The sequence below is a fragment of the Pseudomonas sp. JV241A genome (genome assembly GCF_900275665.1).
GTDB classification, from domain to species: Bacteria; Pseudomonadota; Gammaproteobacteria; order Pseudomonadales; family Pseudomonadaceae; genus Aquipseudomonas; species Aquipseudomonas wadenswilerensis.
In genome coordinates, this window is sequence record NZ_OPYO01000032.1 from 279,885 (window position 1) to 297,737 (window position 17,853).

The 17,853-nt window shown below is 62.7% G+C and carries 15 protein-coding genes; 5 read left to right on the forward strand and 10 right to left on the reverse strand.

What is annotated here, in order from left to right; translation table 11 throughout:
- Positions 1-88: 88 nt before the first annotated feature.
- Positions 89-454, forward strand: coding sequence for a PilZ domain-containing protein (locus tag JV241A_RS21415; RefSeq protein WP_115088789.1), 366 nt, complete (start codon positions 89-91; stop codon positions 452-454).
- Between the two features lie 263 nt (positions 455-717).
- Complete coding sequence (locus JV241A_RS21420) at positions 718-2,238, forward strand: nucleobase:cation symporter-2 family protein (RefSeq protein ID WP_115088790.1); 1,521 nt, start codon at positions 718-720, stop codon at positions 2,236-2,238.
- A gap of 54 nt (positions 2,239-2,292) precedes the next feature.
- Here the strand turns inward: JV241A_RS21420 and JV241A_RS21425 are convergent, their stop codons facing one another.
- The 9 genes from JV241A_RS21425 to radA form a co-directional block, all read right to left on the reverse strand.
- Positions 2,293-3,618 (reverse strand): TolC family outer membrane protein, encoded by a 1,326-nt coding sequence (locus JV241A_RS21425; RefSeq protein ID WP_134064345.1) that lies wholly within the window; start codon positions 3,616-3,618, stop codon positions 2,293-2,295.
- A 5-nt stretch (positions 3,619-3,623) separates the two neighbouring features.
- Entirely contained in the window at positions 3,624-4,958 is a 1,335-nt protein-coding gene (locus JV241A_RS21430) for an HlyD family type I secretion periplasmic adaptor subunit (RefSeq protein WP_134064347.1), read from the reverse strand.
- 2 nt (positions 4,959-4,960) lie between these two features.
- Positions 4,961-6,736 carry a type I secretion system permease/ATPase gene (locus tag JV241A_RS21435; protein ID WP_134064349.1) on the reverse strand — a complete coding sequence of 592 codons (1,776 nt, stop codon included), beginning with the start codon at positions 6,734-6,736 and terminating at the stop codon, positions 4,961-4,963.
- 160 nt (positions 6,737-6,896) lie between these two features.
- A complete protein-coding gene (locus JV241A_RS21440) occupies positions 6,897-7,514 on the reverse strand; it encodes a heme acquisition protein HasA (RefSeq protein WP_115088793.1) in 618 nt (205 codons plus the stop codon).
- An 82-nt stretch (positions 7,515-7,596) separates the two neighbouring features.
- A complete protein-coding gene (locus JV241A_RS21445; protein WP_275670892.1) occupies positions 7,597-10,263 on the reverse strand; it encodes a TonB-dependent receptor in 2,667 nt (888 codons plus the stop codon).
- Positions 10,264-10,465: 202 nt separating this feature from the next.
- Complete coding sequence (locus tag JV241A_RS21450) at positions 10,466-10,924, reverse strand: hypothetical protein (protein ID WP_134064351.1); 459 nt, start codon at positions 10,922-10,924, stop codon at positions 10,466-10,468.
- Positions 10,925-10,999: 75 nt separating this feature from the next.
- Positions 11,000-11,998 (reverse strand): FecR family protein, encoded by a 999-nt coding sequence (locus JV241A_RS21455; protein ID WP_240047893.1) that lies wholly within the window; start codon positions 11,996-11,998, stop codon positions 11,000-11,002.
- Between the two features lie 68 nt (positions 11,999-12,066).
- On the reverse strand, positions 12,067-12,570 hold the full coding sequence (locus JV241A_RS21460) for an RNA polymerase sigma factor (protein WP_038997249.1): 504 nt from the start codon (positions 12,568-12,570) through the stop codon (positions 12,067-12,069).
- A 105-nt stretch (positions 12,571-12,675) separates the two neighbouring features.
- Complete coding sequence (gene radA, locus JV241A_RS21465) at positions 12,676-14,043, reverse strand: DNA repair protein RadA (RefSeq protein WP_134064364.1); 1,368 nt, start codon at positions 14,041-14,043, stop codon at positions 12,676-12,678.
- 174 nt (positions 14,044-14,217) lie between these two features.
- On the opposite strand from radA, the gene mscL reads away from it, so the two are divergent.
- The gene (gene mscL / locus JV241A_RS21470) at positions 14,218-14,643 is read left to right on the forward strand and encodes a large-conductance mechanosensitive channel protein MscL (RefSeq protein WP_115088798.1); all 426 of its coding nucleotides are present in this window, start codon (positions 14,218-14,220) and stop codon (positions 14,641-14,643) included.
- 36 nt (positions 14,644-14,679) lie between these two features.
- On the opposite strand, the gene JV241A_RS21475 is transcribed toward mscL, so the two are convergent.
- Positions 14,680-15,456 (reverse strand): ferredoxin--NADP reductase, encoded by a 777-nt coding sequence (locus tag JV241A_RS21475; protein WP_115088799.1) that lies wholly within the window; start codon positions 15,454-15,456, stop codon positions 14,680-14,682.
- Positions 15,457-15,832: 376 nt separating this feature from the next.
- Between JV241A_RS21475 and JV241A_RS21480 the strand changes: the two genes are divergently transcribed.
- On the forward strand, positions 15,833-16,537 hold the full coding sequence (locus tag JV241A_RS21480; protein ID WP_115088800.1) for an autoinducer binding domain-containing protein: 705 nt from the start codon (positions 15,833-15,835) through the stop codon (positions 16,535-16,537).
- A 94-nt stretch (positions 16,538-16,631) separates the two neighbouring features.
- A complete protein-coding gene (locus JV241A_RS21485) occupies positions 16,632-17,756 on the forward strand; it encodes a methyltransferase (protein ID WP_134064366.1) in 1,125 nt (374 codons plus the stop codon).
- Positions 17,757-17,853 lie beyond the last annotated feature (97 nt).

Here is a 17,853-nt window from a genome sequence, read left to right on the forward strand (position 1 = left end):
GCGGGCTGAGCAAATCTGGTTATGCGCCCTTGCGCAGACCTTGGCAAGTGCTGAGCTATAGTCAGGAAGAACCCTGGAGTGTCTGAACATGAGCGACCACCAAGAACGTCGACGTTTCAAACGCATTGCCTTCGACGCGCCCACCGAACTGGTACAGGGCGAACACCGCTGGCAGGTCAGCCTGCTGGACATCTCCCTCAAGGGCATATTGATCGAATCCCCCGAACCCTGGGATGCCGATCTCGAAGAACTGTTCGATGCAGTGATTCACCTGGGTGAAAACGCGCAGGTAGAGATGCAGGTGCAACTGCGCCACATCGACGACCGCCAGCTCGGCTTTATCTGCCTGCACATCGACCTGCATTCGCTGGAGCATCTGTGCCGCCTGATCGAGCTTAATCTGGCCGATCGCACCGAACTGGAGCGCGAGTTCCACGAACTGATCGAAGTTTAGAAACTCTTAGCTTCCTACCTACCATCACCCAAACACCTTTCTTGTCCACTTAGACAGCTTTCCAGCCAGTTCCACGGTGCCCTCACGAGGCCCTGTGGCGCTGGCCTGTGGCTGTTGGAACAGAATCTGCATCCAGCCCTGAAGCCAAACCATCAGTAGGACTGTTCCTACGCCAATCTAAAAATTGTATACAATTGTTCTGGCATTCGCGTGTAGGACTTGTCTACAGTAGCGCCACAACAATAAAACTGAGAACTTGCCCCATGAATACGTCCTCCCCTAGCACGTCTTCAGCCCAGCGTCCCGAAGACGAGAACCTGGGCCTTGGCGCCAACCTGGCTTATGGCCTGCAGCATGTTCTGACCATGTACGGCGGTATCGTCGCCGTGCCGCTGATCCTCGGCCAGGCGGCCGGCCTGGGCCCTGCCGACATCGGCCTGCTGATCGCCGCATCGCTGTTTGCCGGCGGCCTCGCCACCCTGCTGCAAACCCTCGGACTGCCGTGGTTCGGTTGCCAGTTGCCGCTGGTGCAGGGCGTGTCGTTCGCCGGCGTGGCGACCATGGGGGCGATCCTCAGCAGTGAAGGCGGTGGAGGCTTGCCCGGGGTACTGGGCGCAGTCATGGCGGCCTCTCTGATCGGTTTTCTGATTACCCCGGTGTTCTCGCGGATCACCAAGTTCTTCCCGCCGCTGGTGACCGGTATCGTCATCACCACCATCGGCCTGACCCTGATGCCAGTGGCCGCACGCTGGGTCATGGGTGGCAACAGCAAGGCCCCGGATTTCGGCAGCATGGCCAACATCGGCCTGGCCGGCCTGACCTTCGTCATCGTCCTGGTGCTGAGCAAGCTGGGCAGCGCGACCATCTCGCGGCTGTCGATCCTGCTGGCCATGGTCATCGGCACCCTGATTGCCTGGTCGCTGGGCATGGCTGACTTCAGCAAGGTCCTCGACGGCCCGCTGGTAGCGATGCCGACGCCGTTCCACTTCGGCATGCCGACCTTCCACATCGCCGCCATCCTGTCGATGTGCATCGTGATCATGGTGACTCTGGTGGAAACTTCGGCGGACATCCTCGCCGTCGGCGAGATCATCGACACCAAGGTCGATTCCAAACGCCTGGGCAATGGCCTGCGTGCCGACATGGCGTCGAGCATCCTGGCCCCCATCTTCGGCTCCTTCACCCAGAGCGCCTTCGCCCAGAACGTCGGCCTGGTAGCCGTGACCGGGGTCAAGAGCCGCTATGTGGTCGCCACCGGCGGGGTGATCCTGGTGGTGCTCGGCCTGCTGCCGATCATGGGCCGGGTCATTGCCGCGGTGCCGACTTCGGTACTCGGTGGCGCCGGCATCGTGCTGTTCGGCACCGTTGCCGCCAGCGGTATCCGCACCCTGTCCAAGGTCAGCTACAAGAACAACGTCAACCTGATCATCGTCGCCGCTTCCCTGGGCTTCGGCATGATCCCGATCGCTGCGCCAAACTTCTACGCGCAGTTCCCCAACTGGTTCGAGACCATCTTCCACTCCGGCATCAGCTCGGCGGCGATCATGGCGATCGTGCTCAACCTGGTGTTCAACCACTTCACCACCGGCAACTCCGACCAGCAGTCGGTATTCGCTGCCGCCTACGAACGCACCATCCACTACTCGGACATTTCCGCGCTGCGTGATGGCGACTACTTCGAAGACGGCAAGCTGTTCAACGCCGAGGGCATAGAAGTGCCGGTGATGAGCGAGGGCGAGCATGGAGAGCCGCCGGCGCGACGAGAGGCGGTTTCGGAACACTGAATGAGTTAGCGGTTGAATCTTCGGGGCCGGTGCACATGCACCGGCCTTTTTGTTTCAGCGCGAAGCAAAGTAGCCATTGAGCTGCTGCAAATCCTGCGGTTCCAGCACCCCGGCCAGATAACGCAACTGCAACCAGGCGCGCAGGTAGTCGTAGCGCGCCTGGGCCAGGTCGCGGCGGGCACTGTAGAGCTGCTGTTCGGCATCGAGCACGTCGAGGTTGACCCGCTCGCCACCGGCGACGCTTTTGCGCGTGGCGGTAATCAAGCCGCTGGCTGACTTGACCGCCAACTCATAGGCACGGATCTTCGCCGTACTGCTGGCGCAGAGGTTGAACTGCTTGCGCAATTGATTGACGGTATCGGCAATCTGCCCATCCAGGCTGAAGCGCGCACTGTCACGCTCGGCAGCCGCCTGGCGGGTGGACGCCGACACCCCGCCGCCGGCGAACAGCGGCAGGCTGATCTGGATGCCGATGCTGTCGGTGTCATAGCGCTGGTCGTAGCTGCTTTCGGAACTGGAGCTGGATTTGCCGGTGCTGGCATAGGCACTCAGGGTCGGCAGGTGGCCGGCGCGCTGACGCTCGACGGCATAGTCGGCGGCTACCAGGGCGTGACGCTGGGATGCCAGCTCGGCGTTGTGGCTCACTGCCAGGTCGCGCCAGCTCTCGAAACGTAGCGGTTGCAAGGGTTGCACGCGAAAGTGGCCGCTCAGCGGTGCCAGGTCCTCGACCTCCAGCGGCTCGCCAATAATTGCCTGCAAGGCGCGCAGGGCCGCATCGAGGTTGTCGCTGGCCTCGATTTCCTGGGCCTGGGCCAGCTCATAGCGCGCCTGGGTTTCCAGCAGGTCGGTACGGGTACCCTCGCCGCCCTTGAGCAAGCGCCGGTTCAATTGCAGTTGCTCGGCATAGGCACGGCGCTGGGCCTGGGCCAGGGCGATCTGCTCGTTGGCGAACAGCGCTTCGCTGTAGGCGCCGAACACCCGCACCGCCAGCTCCTGGCTGCGGCTACGAAAACGCTCGTCCGCCAGCAACGCCTTGGCCACACCCTGGCGGTACTCGGCCCAGGCGCCGTAGTCGAACAGCGGCTGTTGCAAGGTCAGTGTCGAGGAGTAGCTGCGATAGTCACGCTGGCTGGTGACGTTGCCGCGGGCGTTGGTCTGGGTCACTTCGGAATCGTTGCGGGCATTGTTGTAGCGGTAGGACAGGTTCGGCAGCAACGCTGCCCGGCCGATGGTGCGGCTCTCAAGGCCGGCATCGCGCTCGGCGATGGCGGCATGGAAGGTCGGGTCGTTGCGCAGGGCCAGGGCATAGGCATCACCAAGGTCCACCGCAGCGGCCGACAGACTGGTGCCCAGCAACAGCAGGCAGGACAACACACGCATCGACATCATTCCTCCGCCAGGGCGACATGCACCCGGTCGGTCAACGGCTTGAACAAGTAGTTGAGCATCGAGCGCTCGCCAGTACGCACGAAAGCTTCCACCGGCATGCCCGGGCGGATGTCCTGGCCGGCCAGTTGCTGCAAGCCGGCGTCACTGACCTTGGCGCGTACCTGGTAGTAGGGCTGCTGGGTTTTCTCATCGACCAGACGGTCGGCCGAGACCAGGGTCAGCTCGCCTTCGACCCGTGGGGTTTTGCTTTGGTTGAAGGCGACAAACATGATTTCTACCAGCAGGCCCGGGTGCAGGCGGTCGACAAGCTCCACCGGAGCACGCGCATCGATCAGCAAGGACGCATCGCTGGGGACGATCTCCATCAGTTGCTGACCGCGGGCGATCACTCCGCCATTGGTGAACACGCTCAGGCCCACCACGGTGCCGCTGGCCGGTGCGCGCAGTTGGGCGTTGGCCAGTTCGAAGGCGGCGCTGCGCAGGCGATTGCCGAGGTCTTCGGCGCTGGATTGCATGTCGCTCAACTGCTGGCCGACTTCACGTTGGTACTCTTGCTGACGCTGGGCCATGCGCAGTTTCAGCTCCAGAACCTGACGGCGGGTGCGGCCGATATTGCCCAGGTCTTCCGAGATCGCCCCGTTGATCTGCGCGTACAGGCGTTCGCTGTCGAGCAAGCGGTTGCGCGGGATGTAACCGTCGCGGGCCAGTTCACGCAGGCCCTGCAGTTGCTCATCGAGCGCGGCGCGTTGCTCCTGCTTGTGGCTCATCGAGCCCTGCACGCCGGCCAGCATGGCCTCGGCACCCGCGATGTTTTCGCGCAGGCCGGCCAGTTCCATGTCCAGTGACTGACGCCGGCTGCTACGCAACTGGCGCTGCAGTTCCAGGGCGGTGGTTACCCAGGGCTCGCTGGCCAGTGCCCGCAACTCGGCCGGGAAAGTGATGCTTGCCAAGCCGTCACGCTCAGCTTGCAGGCGCGCCTCGCTGGCCCGGGCGTTGACGTATTGCACCCGCAACGAATCATGCTGGGCCTGGGCCTGGGTGGCGTCCATCTGCACCAGCACCTGCCCGGCACTGACGCTGTCGCCGTCGCGTACCAGCAGGCGCTCGATGGTGCCGCCGGTGGGATGCTGCACGGCCTGGCGGCTGCCGGCGACTACCACGTTGCCTGACACCGGCACGCCCTTGTCCAGCGGTGCCAAGGCGGCCCAGAGGATGAAACCGCCAAAGCCGCCGATCACCAGCCAGCGGCCCAAACGGCTGTGGCGGCGGGCATCGAGGGTCAGCAGGTTGTCGGGAATGGCGTGAGCGTGAAGCGACTGGGGGGCGGTCATGATCAGGATCTCGGGGTGCCGTAGCTCATGCTGACGCTGGCCGCGCTGCGCAGCGCCGAAGTAGGAGTAGGAGTGGGGATGCCGGCCGGCTTGTGGCTGCGCTGCAGGTCCTGCAACACCCGCGCGGTCGGGCCAAAGGCCTGCATTTGACCGTTCTGCAGCACCAGCAACTTGTCTACCGCCGCCAGCAGGCTGGATTTGTGGGTGATCAGGATCAGCGTGCGCTGCTGCGCCTTGACCTGTTTGATCGCCTCCAGCAAGGCGCGCTCGCCGAAGTCATCGAGGTTGGAGTTGGGTTCATCGAGCACGATCAGCGCCGGCAGGCCGTACAACGCCCGGGCCAGGCCGATGCGCTGGCGCTGGCCACCGGAGAGCCCCGCCCCGCCTTCGCCGAGCTGGGTGTCATAGCCGTTGGGCAGTTTCAGGATCAGCTCGTGCACACCGGCTAACCGCGCGGCGGCCACTACCAGCGACGAATCGACCTCACCCAGCCGGGCGATGTTCTCGGCAATGCTGCCAGCGAACAGTTGTACGTCCTGGGGCAGGTAACCGATGTGAGCGCCGAGCAGGCCCTTGTCCCATTGCTGCAGCTCGGCGCCATCCAGGCGCACCTTGCCGGCTGCAGGTGTGGCGACGCCGACCAGCAAGCGTGCCAGGGTCGACTTGCCGGAGCCGGACGCACCAATGATGCCAAGGCTGTCGCCGGCCGCCAGTTCGAAGCCAAGGTTGACCAGGCACGGCTTGCGCGTACCCGGTTGTACCGCACTCAACTGCTCCAGCAGCAAGTGCCCGAGCGGCGTCGGCAGTGGCATGCCGGCCGCGCGCGGCGGCTGCTCGCTGAGCAGGGTGTGCAACCGCTCATAGGCCTGGCGTGCCGAACCCCATTGACGCCACACGGCGATCAGCTGGTCGATCGGCGCCAGTACCCGGGCCATGAGAATGGAACCGGCGATCATCATCCCCGGGGTGATCAGTTGCTCGATCGCCAGCCACGCGCCCAGGCCCAGCACCAAAGATTGCAAAGCCAGGCGCAGGCTCTTGGACACCGCCGTCACCGCCGCCGTGCGCTCGCTACCGAGGTTCTGGCGCAGGAGAAAGCCGTGGTGCAATTTGGCCCAACGCTGACGCACCGCCGCCAGCATGCCCATCGCCTCCATCACTTCGGCATTGCGCAGATTGGCGCCGGCCTGCTGCCCGGCCTGCTGCGACAACTGCCCGGCTTCGGCGAACGGCGCCTGGGTCAGGCGCTCGTTGATCCAGGCGAGGATCGTCAACAGCACGGCGCCCACCAACGCCATCAGTCCCAGCCATGGGCTGAACAGGAACATCACCAGCAGGTACACCGGGAACCACGGCGCATCGAAAAAGGCAAACAACGCCTGGCCAGTAGCGAATTGGCGCAAGCTGGTCAGGTCGCTCAGTACCTGGTTCGCCGCGCCCTTGTGGCCGGCCAGGCTGGCTTGGTAAGCGGCCTCGAACACCCTTGGGTTGAGGCGCATGTCCATCTGCGTGCCGAGGCGGATCACCACCAGGCTGCGCACCCATTCCAGCAGGCCCATGAAGGCGAACAGGCCGAGGACCATCAGGCTGAGCATCAGCAGGGTCATCTCGTTGCCCGAAGACAGCACCCGGTCATAGACCTGCAGCATGTACAGCGCCGGCGCCAGCATCAGCAGGTTGATCACCGCAGTGAACAAGCCAATGTTGGCAAAGCCGGCGCGGCAGGCCTTGAGCGCCTGCAACACCTCGTTCGCAGGGCGGGAGCGGGTTGCTTTCATGAAGGACCTCAACAGGGCAAGCCCACGGGCGATTGACCTCGCCGGCGCAGGCTCGCAGAATTCGCACCACCGCAGCCTGGGCCCGGCAAAGACGCAGACGGCGGGGTAAGCAAGCAGCGAATGGAGGAGTGATCTTCCATTCGCTTTTTTTTGCCTGGGGTCAGGCGGCCAGGGCGAAGTCCTCGGCCAGGGCCTGGACACCCACCACATCGGCCGAAGCCACGCTCAGCGGACCGGCAGCCAGCGCGGCGCTGACCACATCGAAGCTGTCGTCGGTGGACACGCCGTAACCGGCCAGCAGGTTGTCCAGCACGCCTTCCAGGGCCGAGGTGTTGCCCTGCATCAGGCCGTAGATCACGCTCTGCACTTCGTTGCCGACGCGACCGGCGCCCAGCGCCGCATCCAGGTCCAGGCCGTTGAAGCTGACCACGTAGTTGCTCAGGGTGAAGTCGCTACCGCTACCACCGCCCAGAACCTGGCCCAGGGAAACATTGTCCAGCTCGCCCCACAGGTAGTGGTTGAGGTTGTCACCGGCTGGCAGGCCGCGGTCGAACACATAGTGCAGACCATTGGCAGTGTTGCTGTCGGCGATGAATGCGTAGTCGGAGCCCTGGCTACCATGGGTAGCGTACTGGTCGCCGCTCAGGCTGCCGTTGCTGAAGCCGCCGGTATTGCTTTGTCCATGACCTGCAGTGACGAAGCCCGAAGTCCAGAACGCCAGGTAGTCATCGATCGACGAGCTGGAGAAGGCGGCATCGTAAGTAACGGAAAGAGTCATAACGGTTCCTCGGTGCATTGCATGATTGCGAAGGCGTATTTCCTGCCTTCGTGTCGCCCGACATGGGCAAACCCGGTGTGGATCAGAATTTGTATTCGAGCATTCCGCTCAAGGTCCGGCCGCGGGCCAGCGACAGGTTGTCGGTGTCGCCCATGGCCACGAAGTAGGCTTCGTCGGTGGCGTTCTCCAGCGACAGCGCGAGGTTCAGGTTCGGCGTCATCCAGTAGCTGGCGTACAGGTCGTAGACCTTGTATTTGGGCCATTGCGCCTGGTCGATCAGGCGGTAGCCGTGGTCGTTGAGGTTCTCACCGTTGCCCTTGCTGTAACGCAGGCGGGCGCCGACATCGAGGGTGCGGTCAAGAAAGCGCATGCCGACCGTCAGCGAGCCACGGTCAGCCGGCATGTAGCTGGCGTTGCCCATGATGTGGCCGCAGCTGACGGCCTGGTCGAGGTCGGCGGCGTCCTCGGCACGCGAGACGCGTACCGGCAACATGATGACGCGGCTGCCGACCCGTACCGGGCGCATCACCGTTCCGGCGTTGGCCAGGCGCTGTCCGCCACCCATGTACAACTGCTTCGAGCAGAAATCATTGCTGCCGATCATGTGGGTGTAACTGAGTTGGCTGTAGTAGCGCCCTGCGTCGTAATCGAGGCTGTACTCAACCCCGCGAAAACGCGTCTGCTCAAGATTGTTCTGGTAGGCCGAGCGCCCGAGCGAAGTACCCAGCGCAGTTGCCCCGGGGAGATCGGCGTTGACATCCATGAACGAGAAATTGTCGATGCGGGTATCGAAATAGGCGACCTTGGCGCCAAAACGATCTCCTTCCTGCAACAGCGACTCCTTGAACAGGTTCACCCCCAGTTCCCAGTTGTGCGACTCCTCGGCCTTGAGGAACGGATTGGGATAGAGCATCTCGCTGCCACCGCCATGGGGGCGGCCGCTCATGAACACTTCGGTCACCGACGGCGGACGCCAGCCACGTCCCCAGCGGGTATAGACCTGCATCCAGTCGACACCGGGTCTCACCGCGATGCCGAAGGTGGGCGAGAAGCGGCCCTGCTCCTGTTCTTCGTCAAAGATCAGGTGGGTCTGGACACGTTGAAGGTTCTCACCAGTGACACCCCTTGGGTACATCCAGGTGGTGATACCGGTTTCGCCCGTCAGGCGATAACGGTCATAGCGTAATCCGGCATCGACCGTCAGCCAGTCGCCATGCTCGTACTGCACATCGCCGAACAGGCTAGCCATGATGCGCTTGCCTTCAGGCGTGGTGCCCTGAACGTAAGGCAAGGCCTGTTCATTAGGGGCCGGGACCCGGTCGGTGTTCGGCTTGAAGCTATCCTGGAACAGCTCGGTACCGTAGTTGAAGGTGATCTTGTCGGCATCGCCCAGGTAGAAGCGCGAAGTGTTTTGCAGCTGCAGGCCCCAAGTATCGGTCTGAAAACGATCGCCGTACGCCTCGACGCGGTTGTTGCTGCTGGCGGAGGCATCGTTACCGGCATTCCAGCGATCCTGCCGGGTCGAGACGAAATACAGCTTGGCCTTCAGATCGACCAGGTCGTTGTCTGGGCTGTAGCTGTAATCGAGCGAGGCATTCCTGGCGTTGAAATCACTGCTGCCGGTACGCTTGTAATAGAACTGCCGGGTTTGGTTGTCGTAGTAGGTCCAGGCGTCCTTGCTGTCGGTGTCGGTTTCCATGTAGTTGAGCTGCAGGCGCTGGTCGTTGGGCAGGTTCAGGCCCAGCTTGAGCAGTTGCGAACGGGTGACGCTGCCGGTCTCGCCGACTTCGGAGTGCAGCCAGTCCTTCCAGGCTTCGGGGTAGCTGGTCTTGCCGCGGATCTGGGTGCCGAGGTTATCGGCGTTGTTGGTGCCGGCGCGGTAATCCCCGAAGTGCCGCTCACTGACGCCCAGCAGTACATCGCCTAGCTCATTGCCGAAGGCAAACAATGCGCTGCCATTGAAGTTTGTGCCATTGCCCAGCTCGCCGATGCCATTACCCGCGCGCAGGCGGCCACCGTATTCCTTGTCGGGCCCGAGAAAATCACTGGCCTGAACTGTATTGAAGCTGGCGATACCGCCAATAACGCCGGCACCACCCATGCCCGCCTGGGTGCCTTTTTCGATCTCGATGGAGCTGATGAACTCCGGGTCGATGAACATCACCCCGTTGCGCTGCTGGTGGCCGTTGACGTTGAAGTTCTGGCGCATGCCGTCGATATTCATGTTGACCCGGCCATAGTCCTGCACGCCGCGAATGTTCACCGACAGCCCCGGGTCACGCTGGTTGACAGCGGTGTAGACGCCGGCGGTTTCTTCGAGCATGTCGGCGGCATGGCGTGGCGGGCGCTTGTCGATCTGCTCGCGGGTGATGACGCTGACCGACCGGGGCGTCTGATAGACCCAATCGGCATCGCTGTTCGAATCGACATGAGTTGCACCCAGCTCCAGCGCCTGACCGTCGTCCCGCACGCGCTCCAGGCCGACCCGGTCAGTGCCGCTGAAGCGATAGCGCACAGGCGAGCCGCGCAACAACAGGCCGAGCCCTTCCTGTGCCGAGTGCTCGCCACGCAAGCCGTCACTGCGCAGGCCAGCCAGCTTGCGGCTGTCGAAAAACACCTGCACCCCGGCCTGTTCGGCGAAGGCCAGCACGGCGCTGTCCAGGGCCTGGGCGGGAATGTCGAAGTGGATCAGTGCGGTGCGCTGGCTCGGGTTGGCGGGTTCGGCTGCCTGCACGCTGCCGATCCCCATCGGCAAGGTCCAGGCACCCAGCATCAGGCTGCTGGCAAGGGCTACCCGACCGAACGGTCGGGTGCGTCGTTGTTGTTGATTGCTCACGTCTGTTGCTCGCTGTGTTGGCGTTTTCTAGTAATGAAAATCAATCTCAACAAACAGACGTGCAACGCGGGGAAAGTCAGTAAAGAAAATCCAAAAGAAATTTACCCGGCGAACATCAGACGCCGCAGGTGAGCGCCGACTGCCCTTGTTCGCGGGCCTTGCCGCTGGTTTCGATGATCGATGCCGTCACCGCAACCTCATCGCCACTGGCCGACATGTCACCGTCTTCAGCCACGCGGTAGCTCAGCTTGCGAAACAGCGAACGCACCTGATCCGGCGGTGCATCAAAATAGATCCCGTGCCATTCATAGCCGATGAATACACCAGTGACCTTGATGCCATGGAAGGGCTGATTGACCGGAGAGCTCACCTCCTCTTCCTGCGCTTCTACAGGCAGCGCCTGACGTTTGGCGATAGCCTGATCGAAGTACGGCTCAAGCTTTGCGCCGAACTCGCACGTGGCGGGGTTGAACTGCACCAGGTCGTCGGCCGCCAGCACTTGGGTGCTGGACAGTCCGAGCAGCAAGGCGCCGGAGATGGATGAAGCAATACACGCGAAAAAACCACTGGCCATATCCCTGCCTTCAGATCGTCGTCAAAACGCCAGTTTCGTGGAAAACAGCGCTACCGACAATCGGCCATGCGGCACTCAATAGATCAGGGTCAGCCCAGGCAGGTCGAGGCGGCTGGCCTTGAGCTCGTCGGTCAGCATGCCCAGCGCGGCATCAAGGTTGTCCAGGCGAAACATGCCGCTGACTTCACGCCGGGCCAGGGCCTGGTCGGTGATCAGCACGTGCCCGCCACGATAGCGATTGAGTTGCGCGGCAACCTCGCCCAGCGGCTCGCGCTCGAACACCAGCACACCACGCTGCCAGGCGGTAGCGCGACGTACATCGTGCTCGGGCCATGGACGAATACCGTGGGTCGTGTCGTAGCGCAGGCTCTGACCTTCCTTGAGCACCTGCTCGGCGCTGCCCGCTTGCGGGGTGGCCTGCAAGGTGACTGCAACACTGTGTTCGAGCATGCCGACCCAAGTGCCGCCATCAGGCTCGGGGCCCACCACGAAACGCGTGCCCAGGACACGGCTGCTGCCCCCTGCCCGCTCGACCACGAACGGCCGTTGCTCATTGCCGGAGACCGGCGCAACGGTAAACACCGCCTCACCGGCCAACAGGCGTACACGACGCTCGCTGTCGCTATAGACCAGTTCGATGCCACTGTGACTGTCGAGGTCGACTTTACTGCCATCGGGCAAGGACACCTGGCGAACCTCACCTTTGGCCGTGGCGTAGTCAGCGCGCAATGCCAGTGAAAGGCTGGGCGCCTGCTCCACCCCCACCACCGCCAGCACCAGCAGCGCCGCCGTACTCAACGCCCAGCGCAGGCGTGAACGGCGTCGGCGCCCGGCCAGTGGACGAGCCACCGCAGGGAGCGCGATTGATACAGGCTGGTCCATACGCCCAAGACGGCCGAGGTCGGCCCAAGTCGCCTGGGCAAAATCCAGCGCCTGCGCATGGCGCGGATCACTGGCCAACCACCGCGCCAGCGCCTGCTCCTGCTCGGGGTTCAACGGGCCGGCGCTGCGCAGCACCGCCCACTCGGCGGCCTGCTCGCGAATGGCTTGCTCTGGCGAGTTCTGGCTGGTCACACGGTTCTCTCGAATTCTGGTTATGTGAGTGCTGACGTCTGAAGGCGCATTTCCCAGTAAACCGTTCGTCATCCTGGTTCCTGCAGACACTGCATCACATAGGCCAGGGCCTTGGCCAGATGCTTCTGTACCGAGCTGTCGGAAATATCCAGCGCCCGCGCCACCTCGGCGTGGGTCATGCCCTCAAGCCGATTGAGACGGAACACTTCCTGGGTACGTGGCGGCAAGTCGGCCAGTGCCCTGCGCAAGCGGCGCATGTGCTGTTCGGTGGCGGCGTTTTCGTCCAGGCCGGGGCTGTCTTCGACGATGGACTCCAGTGCTTCATGGGGCACCGAATCGGTCTTGCGCCGTTGCTGCTGGCGCACGTGATCGATCATCAGGTTGTGCGCAGTGCGATAGAGGTAGGCCGGGGTGTTGTCGATCCGTTCACGGCCCTGTTGCTCGGCCAGGCGCAGGAAGCTTTCCTGTACCAGGTCGGCGGCCAGTTGCGGGTCGCGCACCTTGCGCGTCAGCAACCCCTGCAAGGTTTTCGCGTGCTTGAGGAACAGCCGCTTCAAGTCGGACTCCGCCACGCGAACTCCCTGTGGATGGCCGGAAAGAAGACGGCATGCTACTCGTTAGTGAGAATCAGTTGCAACTTCAACCCGGCAAGCCTTGCACTTACCGGGGCTTTCAGGTCACTCGAACAACGCATCCAGCGCCTGCTCAAGACGGGTCACGGCAATCACCTGCAACCCGGGTGGCGCCTCTTTCGGCGCATTGCCCTTGGGCACGATGGCACGCTTGAAGCCATGCTTGGCCGCTTCCTTCAAGCGCTCCTGGCCGCTGGGCACAGGCCGCACCTCACCGGACAGACCGACCTCGCCGAACACCAGCAGGCCGTTGTCCAGCGGGCGGTTGCGCAGGCTGGACATGATCGCTGCCATCAACGCCAGGTCGGAGGCCGTCTCCAGCACCTTGACCCCGCCGACCACGTTGAGGAACACATCCTGGTCATGGGTAGGGATGCCGCCGTGGCGATGCAGCACCGCCAGCAGCATCGCCAGGCGGTTCTGGTCCAGGCCCAGGGTGACGCGCCGCGGGTTGGACAGGTGGCTGTCGTCGACCAGCGCCTGGACTTCGACCAGCATGGGCCGGGTACCTTCCCAGGTGGCCATGACCACACTGCCCGACACTTCTTCCTGGGCACGCGTGAGAAAGATTGCAGAAGGATTGGAAACTTCCTTCAGCCCGCGGTCGGTCATGCCGAACACACCCAGTTCGTTGACCGCGCCAAAACGGTTTTTCACTGCGCGCAGCAGGCGCAGGCGGCCGTCGGATTCACCTTCGAAATACAGCACGGTATCGACCATGTGCTCGAGCACCCGCGGGCCGGCCAGCGCGCCTTCCTTGGTCACGTGACCAACCAGGAAAATCGCTGTGCCGCTCTGCTTGGCATAACGCACCAGCAAGGCTGCACTTTCACGCACCTGGGAAACACCGCCGGGGGCCGACTGCAACTGCTCGGTGAAGATGGTCTGGATCGAGTCGATGACCATCACCTTGGGCTTCTCGACCCGTGCCGTGGCGATGATGGTCTCGATGCAGGTTTCGGTCATCACCCGCAACTTGTCCTGGGGCAGGCCCAGGCGCCGGGCGCGCATGGCCACCTGTTGCTGGGATTCTTCGCCAGTGACGTACAGCGCCGGCATGCGCGTGGCGATGTTGCACAAGGTCTGCAGGAGAATGGTCGACTTGCCGATACCCGGGTCGCCGCCGATCAGCACTACCGAGCCGTCGACCAGGCCGCCGCCGAGCACCCGGTCCAGCTCGGTGCTGGCGGTGGTGAAGCGCGGGATCTCCTCGACGCTTACTTCAGCCAGGGTCTTGATCTGTGCCTGCTGCCCGGCCCAGCCGGTGCGCCCGCTGGGGGCCGCAGCGGCACCGCTTTCCAGTACGGTCTCGACCAGGGTGTTCCAGGCCCCGCATTCACCGCATTGCCCGGCCCACTTCGGGAAGGTCGCGCCGCACTCGGTGCAGCCGTACATGCGCTTGGCCTTGGCCATGGGACGGTCCTCTGGAAAAAGGGACCATGATAGCCGACCTCGACCGCATGGGCGGCCACAGAAATCGACAAAACTATTCGGTATAACCGCAGTCTGTTGCAGCAGCGCGGAGCATGAAGCGCATAGCTGAATTACACTGCGTTTACCAAACTCATCTGTTACAAGGAATAAACCATGGGCGTGCTCAGTGAATTCAAGGCCTTCGCGGTCAAAGGGAATGTCGTCGATATGGCCGTCGGTATCATTATCGGCGCCGCCTTTGGCAAAATCGTTTCATCTTTTGTAGGTGACGTGATCATGCCGCCAATCGGCTTGCTGATCGGCGGTGTCGACTTCAGTGACCTGGCGGTAACCCTCAAGGCTGCCGAAGGCGACATACCGGCCGTGGTCCTGGCCTACGGCAAATTCATTCAGACCATTCTCGACTTCATCATCGTTGCCTTCGCGATCTTCATGGGCATCAAGGTCATCAACCGCCTGAAACGCGAAGAAGCTGCGGCGCCAACCCTGCCGCCGGTACCGACCAAGGAAGAAGAGCTGCTCACCGAGATCCGCGACCTGCTCAAGTCGCAAAACCAGCAACCCAGAGATCCGGTATAAAAAAACGGCGCCTGCGGGCGCCGTTTTTCTTGCTGCTTACCAGTAGGTCTCGACAGCCACCTGCCCGGGGCGGCGGCTGAGGCTGAGGTTCATGTCGCGCTGTTTGAGCACCTTGCGGGTGTCGTCGATCATCTGCGGGTTGCCGCAGAGCATCACCCGTGAATGCTCCGGGGTCAGCGCCAGGCCCGCCGCGCGCTCCAGCTCGCCATTCTCGATCAGGGTGGTAATGCGCTGGTTCAGCGCACCGGGATGTTGTTCGCGGGTGACGATCGGGATGAACTGCAGCTTGCCGGCATGTTCGGCCAGGTAGTCGCGCTGCTCCAGGCCGGCGATCAGGTCCAGGTAGGCCAGCTCGCGCGCTTCACGTACCGAATAGACCAGCTTGATCGACTCGAAGCGCTCCCACACCTCGAAGTCCTGGAGGATCGACAGGAACGGCGCAATGCCGGTGCCGGTCGCCAGCAGCCACAGGTCGCGGCCGTCGACAAAGCGGTCGAGGGTCAGGTAACCAAAGGCCTGGCGATCGATCAGCAGGCTGTCGCCTTCGCCCAGGCGGCTCAGCTCACTGGTGAATTCACCACCCGGCACCACGATGGAAAAGAAATCCAGATGCTCGTCGAACGGCGAGGACACCATCGAATAAGCGCGCCAGACCACGCTACCGTCAGCCTTGGTCACCCCCAGGCGGGCGAACTGGCCGGCACGAAAACGAAAGCCCTGGTCGCGGCTGGTGCGCAGGCTGAACAGGCTGGGGGTCAGCGGCTGGACGTCGAGCAGCGTCTGGCGGGTGAACTTTTCAGCACTGGCAGTCATGACTTACTCCAAAAAACAGATAGCCCAGTGTCGCGCAAACGCCGCAAGATAAACACCGCAGGTTTGTAGTGGCATCGGCCTGTGTCGATCCAACCGGGAATCAGCCAGGATGGCGCACTCCGGCACGCTGTAACAACATTTCAACAGCCAGAGGCGAAAATAGAAGCAGTGCCTGGTAATAGCTCAATGATTTCACACTGATATCAACCAAATAATAACGCGTCGCAACTTGAAACTAACTGCCACGCCTTAAAGAACCTGCCTATCGAAACGATCACATTTCTATAGCAAAAAAACCCAACAAAACCGTCGGCCTTTTCCTACACTGCTCTCCACGTTTATCCGTTGTTGGATCCACCAACAAGAGACTGGCCCCATGCCGCACTGGAAAGAACAGCAACTAGAGCAGTTGCTTGGCGAAACCGACGAAATACGGATGTTTGAGCTCGCGGTTTCCCTGGCCCAGCAACTGGACATGGAGTACCTGGCTTTCGGCATGCGTGTGCAGATAGCGACCCAGGCGCCTCAACTAAGAACCTTCAACAATTATCCCGATGCCTGGAACGACCACTACCAAAGCTGCAACTACCTGAACATCGACCCCATCGTCACCCACTGCCATCGCTCGCTGATGCCGATCCTGTGGTGCGATGACCTGTTCCGAGAGACGCCTCAATTCTGGGAAGACGCCAAATCCCACGGTCTGCGCCATGGCTGGAGCCAGTCGGCACACGATATGCGTCACAACGAAAGCATGCTCAGCGTCGTCCGCAGCCAACAGCCAATCAGCCTCGAAGAACTCTACGACAAGGCCGGCCAGACCATCTGGCTGTGCAACCTGCTGCACACGCTGATGATTGACCGGCAGCCGGGGCACGACACGCCGTCCTGCAATTTGTCCGCGCGGGAGACCGAAGTGCTGAAATGGTCTGCCGCCGGCAAGACCGCCGCCGATATCGCCTGCATCCTTTCGCTGTCGCAGAGCACGGTGAACTTTCACATCCGCAGCATCATCACTAAAACCAACGCGAGCAACAAAGCCGGCGCAATCGCCATTGCAGCGATGCGCGGCCTGATCTGAGGCAACAACCCCGCACTCTTTCAAAGCACGGTAGAATCACGGCCCTGTAGAGCGCGCCGCGCGCACGCACATCAATGCCCCAGAGCCTTACACCATGCCCCTGCTGACCAGCCCCTTCGCCGAACTCGACCTGCTTCGCCAGCCCGAGCAAGCCAACGACCCCCTGCAAGCCTTCGATGCTGCCGACGAGTATTTGCTGGAGCACATGGCCGAGCAGTCCCCTACGGCAATTACCCGGGTGCTGGTGCTCAATGACAGTTTCGGTGCCCTGGCCATCAGCCTGGCACCGCATGTATCGGTGCTCAGCAGCGGCGATTCGCACCTGGCTCATCTGGCCCTGGAAAAAAACCTGGTACGCAACGGCCTGGCCTTCGACGCAGTGCCGTTCGTGGCGGCCAGCAGCCCCTGGCAAGGCCCGTTCGACCGCGTGCTGGTACGCGTGCCGAAGACCCTGGCCTTGCTCGAAGAGCAGTTGATCCGCCTGCAGGGCCAGCTGGCGCCCGGCGCGCAAGTGGTTGCCGGGGCCATGATCAAGCACCTGCCACGGGCTGCCGGCGATCTGCTGGAGAAGTATATCGGCCCGGTGCAGGCATCGCTGGCGAAGAAAAAGGCCCGGTTGTTGATTGCCACCTTCGAGCCGAAGTCGCCATTTGTCTCGCCCTACCCGACCCGCTATCAACTCGATGCGCCACGCCTTGAGCTGCTCAACCACGCCAACGTGTTTTGCCGCGAAGGCCTGGATATCGGCACCCGGGCGTTCCTGCCACACCTGCCCAAAGACCTCGGCGACGCCCGAGTCGCGGACCTGGGTTGCGGCAATGGTGTGCTGGCCATTGCCAGCGCCCTGGCCAACCCGCAGGCGCAGTACACCCTGGTCGACGAGTCGTACATGGCCGTGCAGTCGGCGCTGGAGAACTGGCAGGCCGCACTGGGCCAGCGGGAAGTCACTGTCCGCGCCGACGACGGCCTGGCCGGGCAAGCGCCGCAGTCGCTGGATGTGGTGCTGTGCAACCCGCCGTTCCACCAGCAGCAGGTGGTCGGTGACTTCCTCGCCTGGCGGATGTTCCAGCAGGCTCGGGAGGCGCTGGTGGTCGGTGGCGCGCTGTATATCGTCGGCAACCGTCATCTGGGTTATCACAGCAAGCTGGCGCGGTTGTTCCGCGGGGTCGAACAGGTGGCGGCGACACCGAAGTTCGTGGTGCTCAAGGCGCGTAAATAAACCAGCACTGCGTCGCCTGCATCGCTGGCAAGCCAGCTCCCACAATAGACCGGTGTCCACTGGCCATGTGGGAGCTGGCTTGCCAGCGATGAGGCCC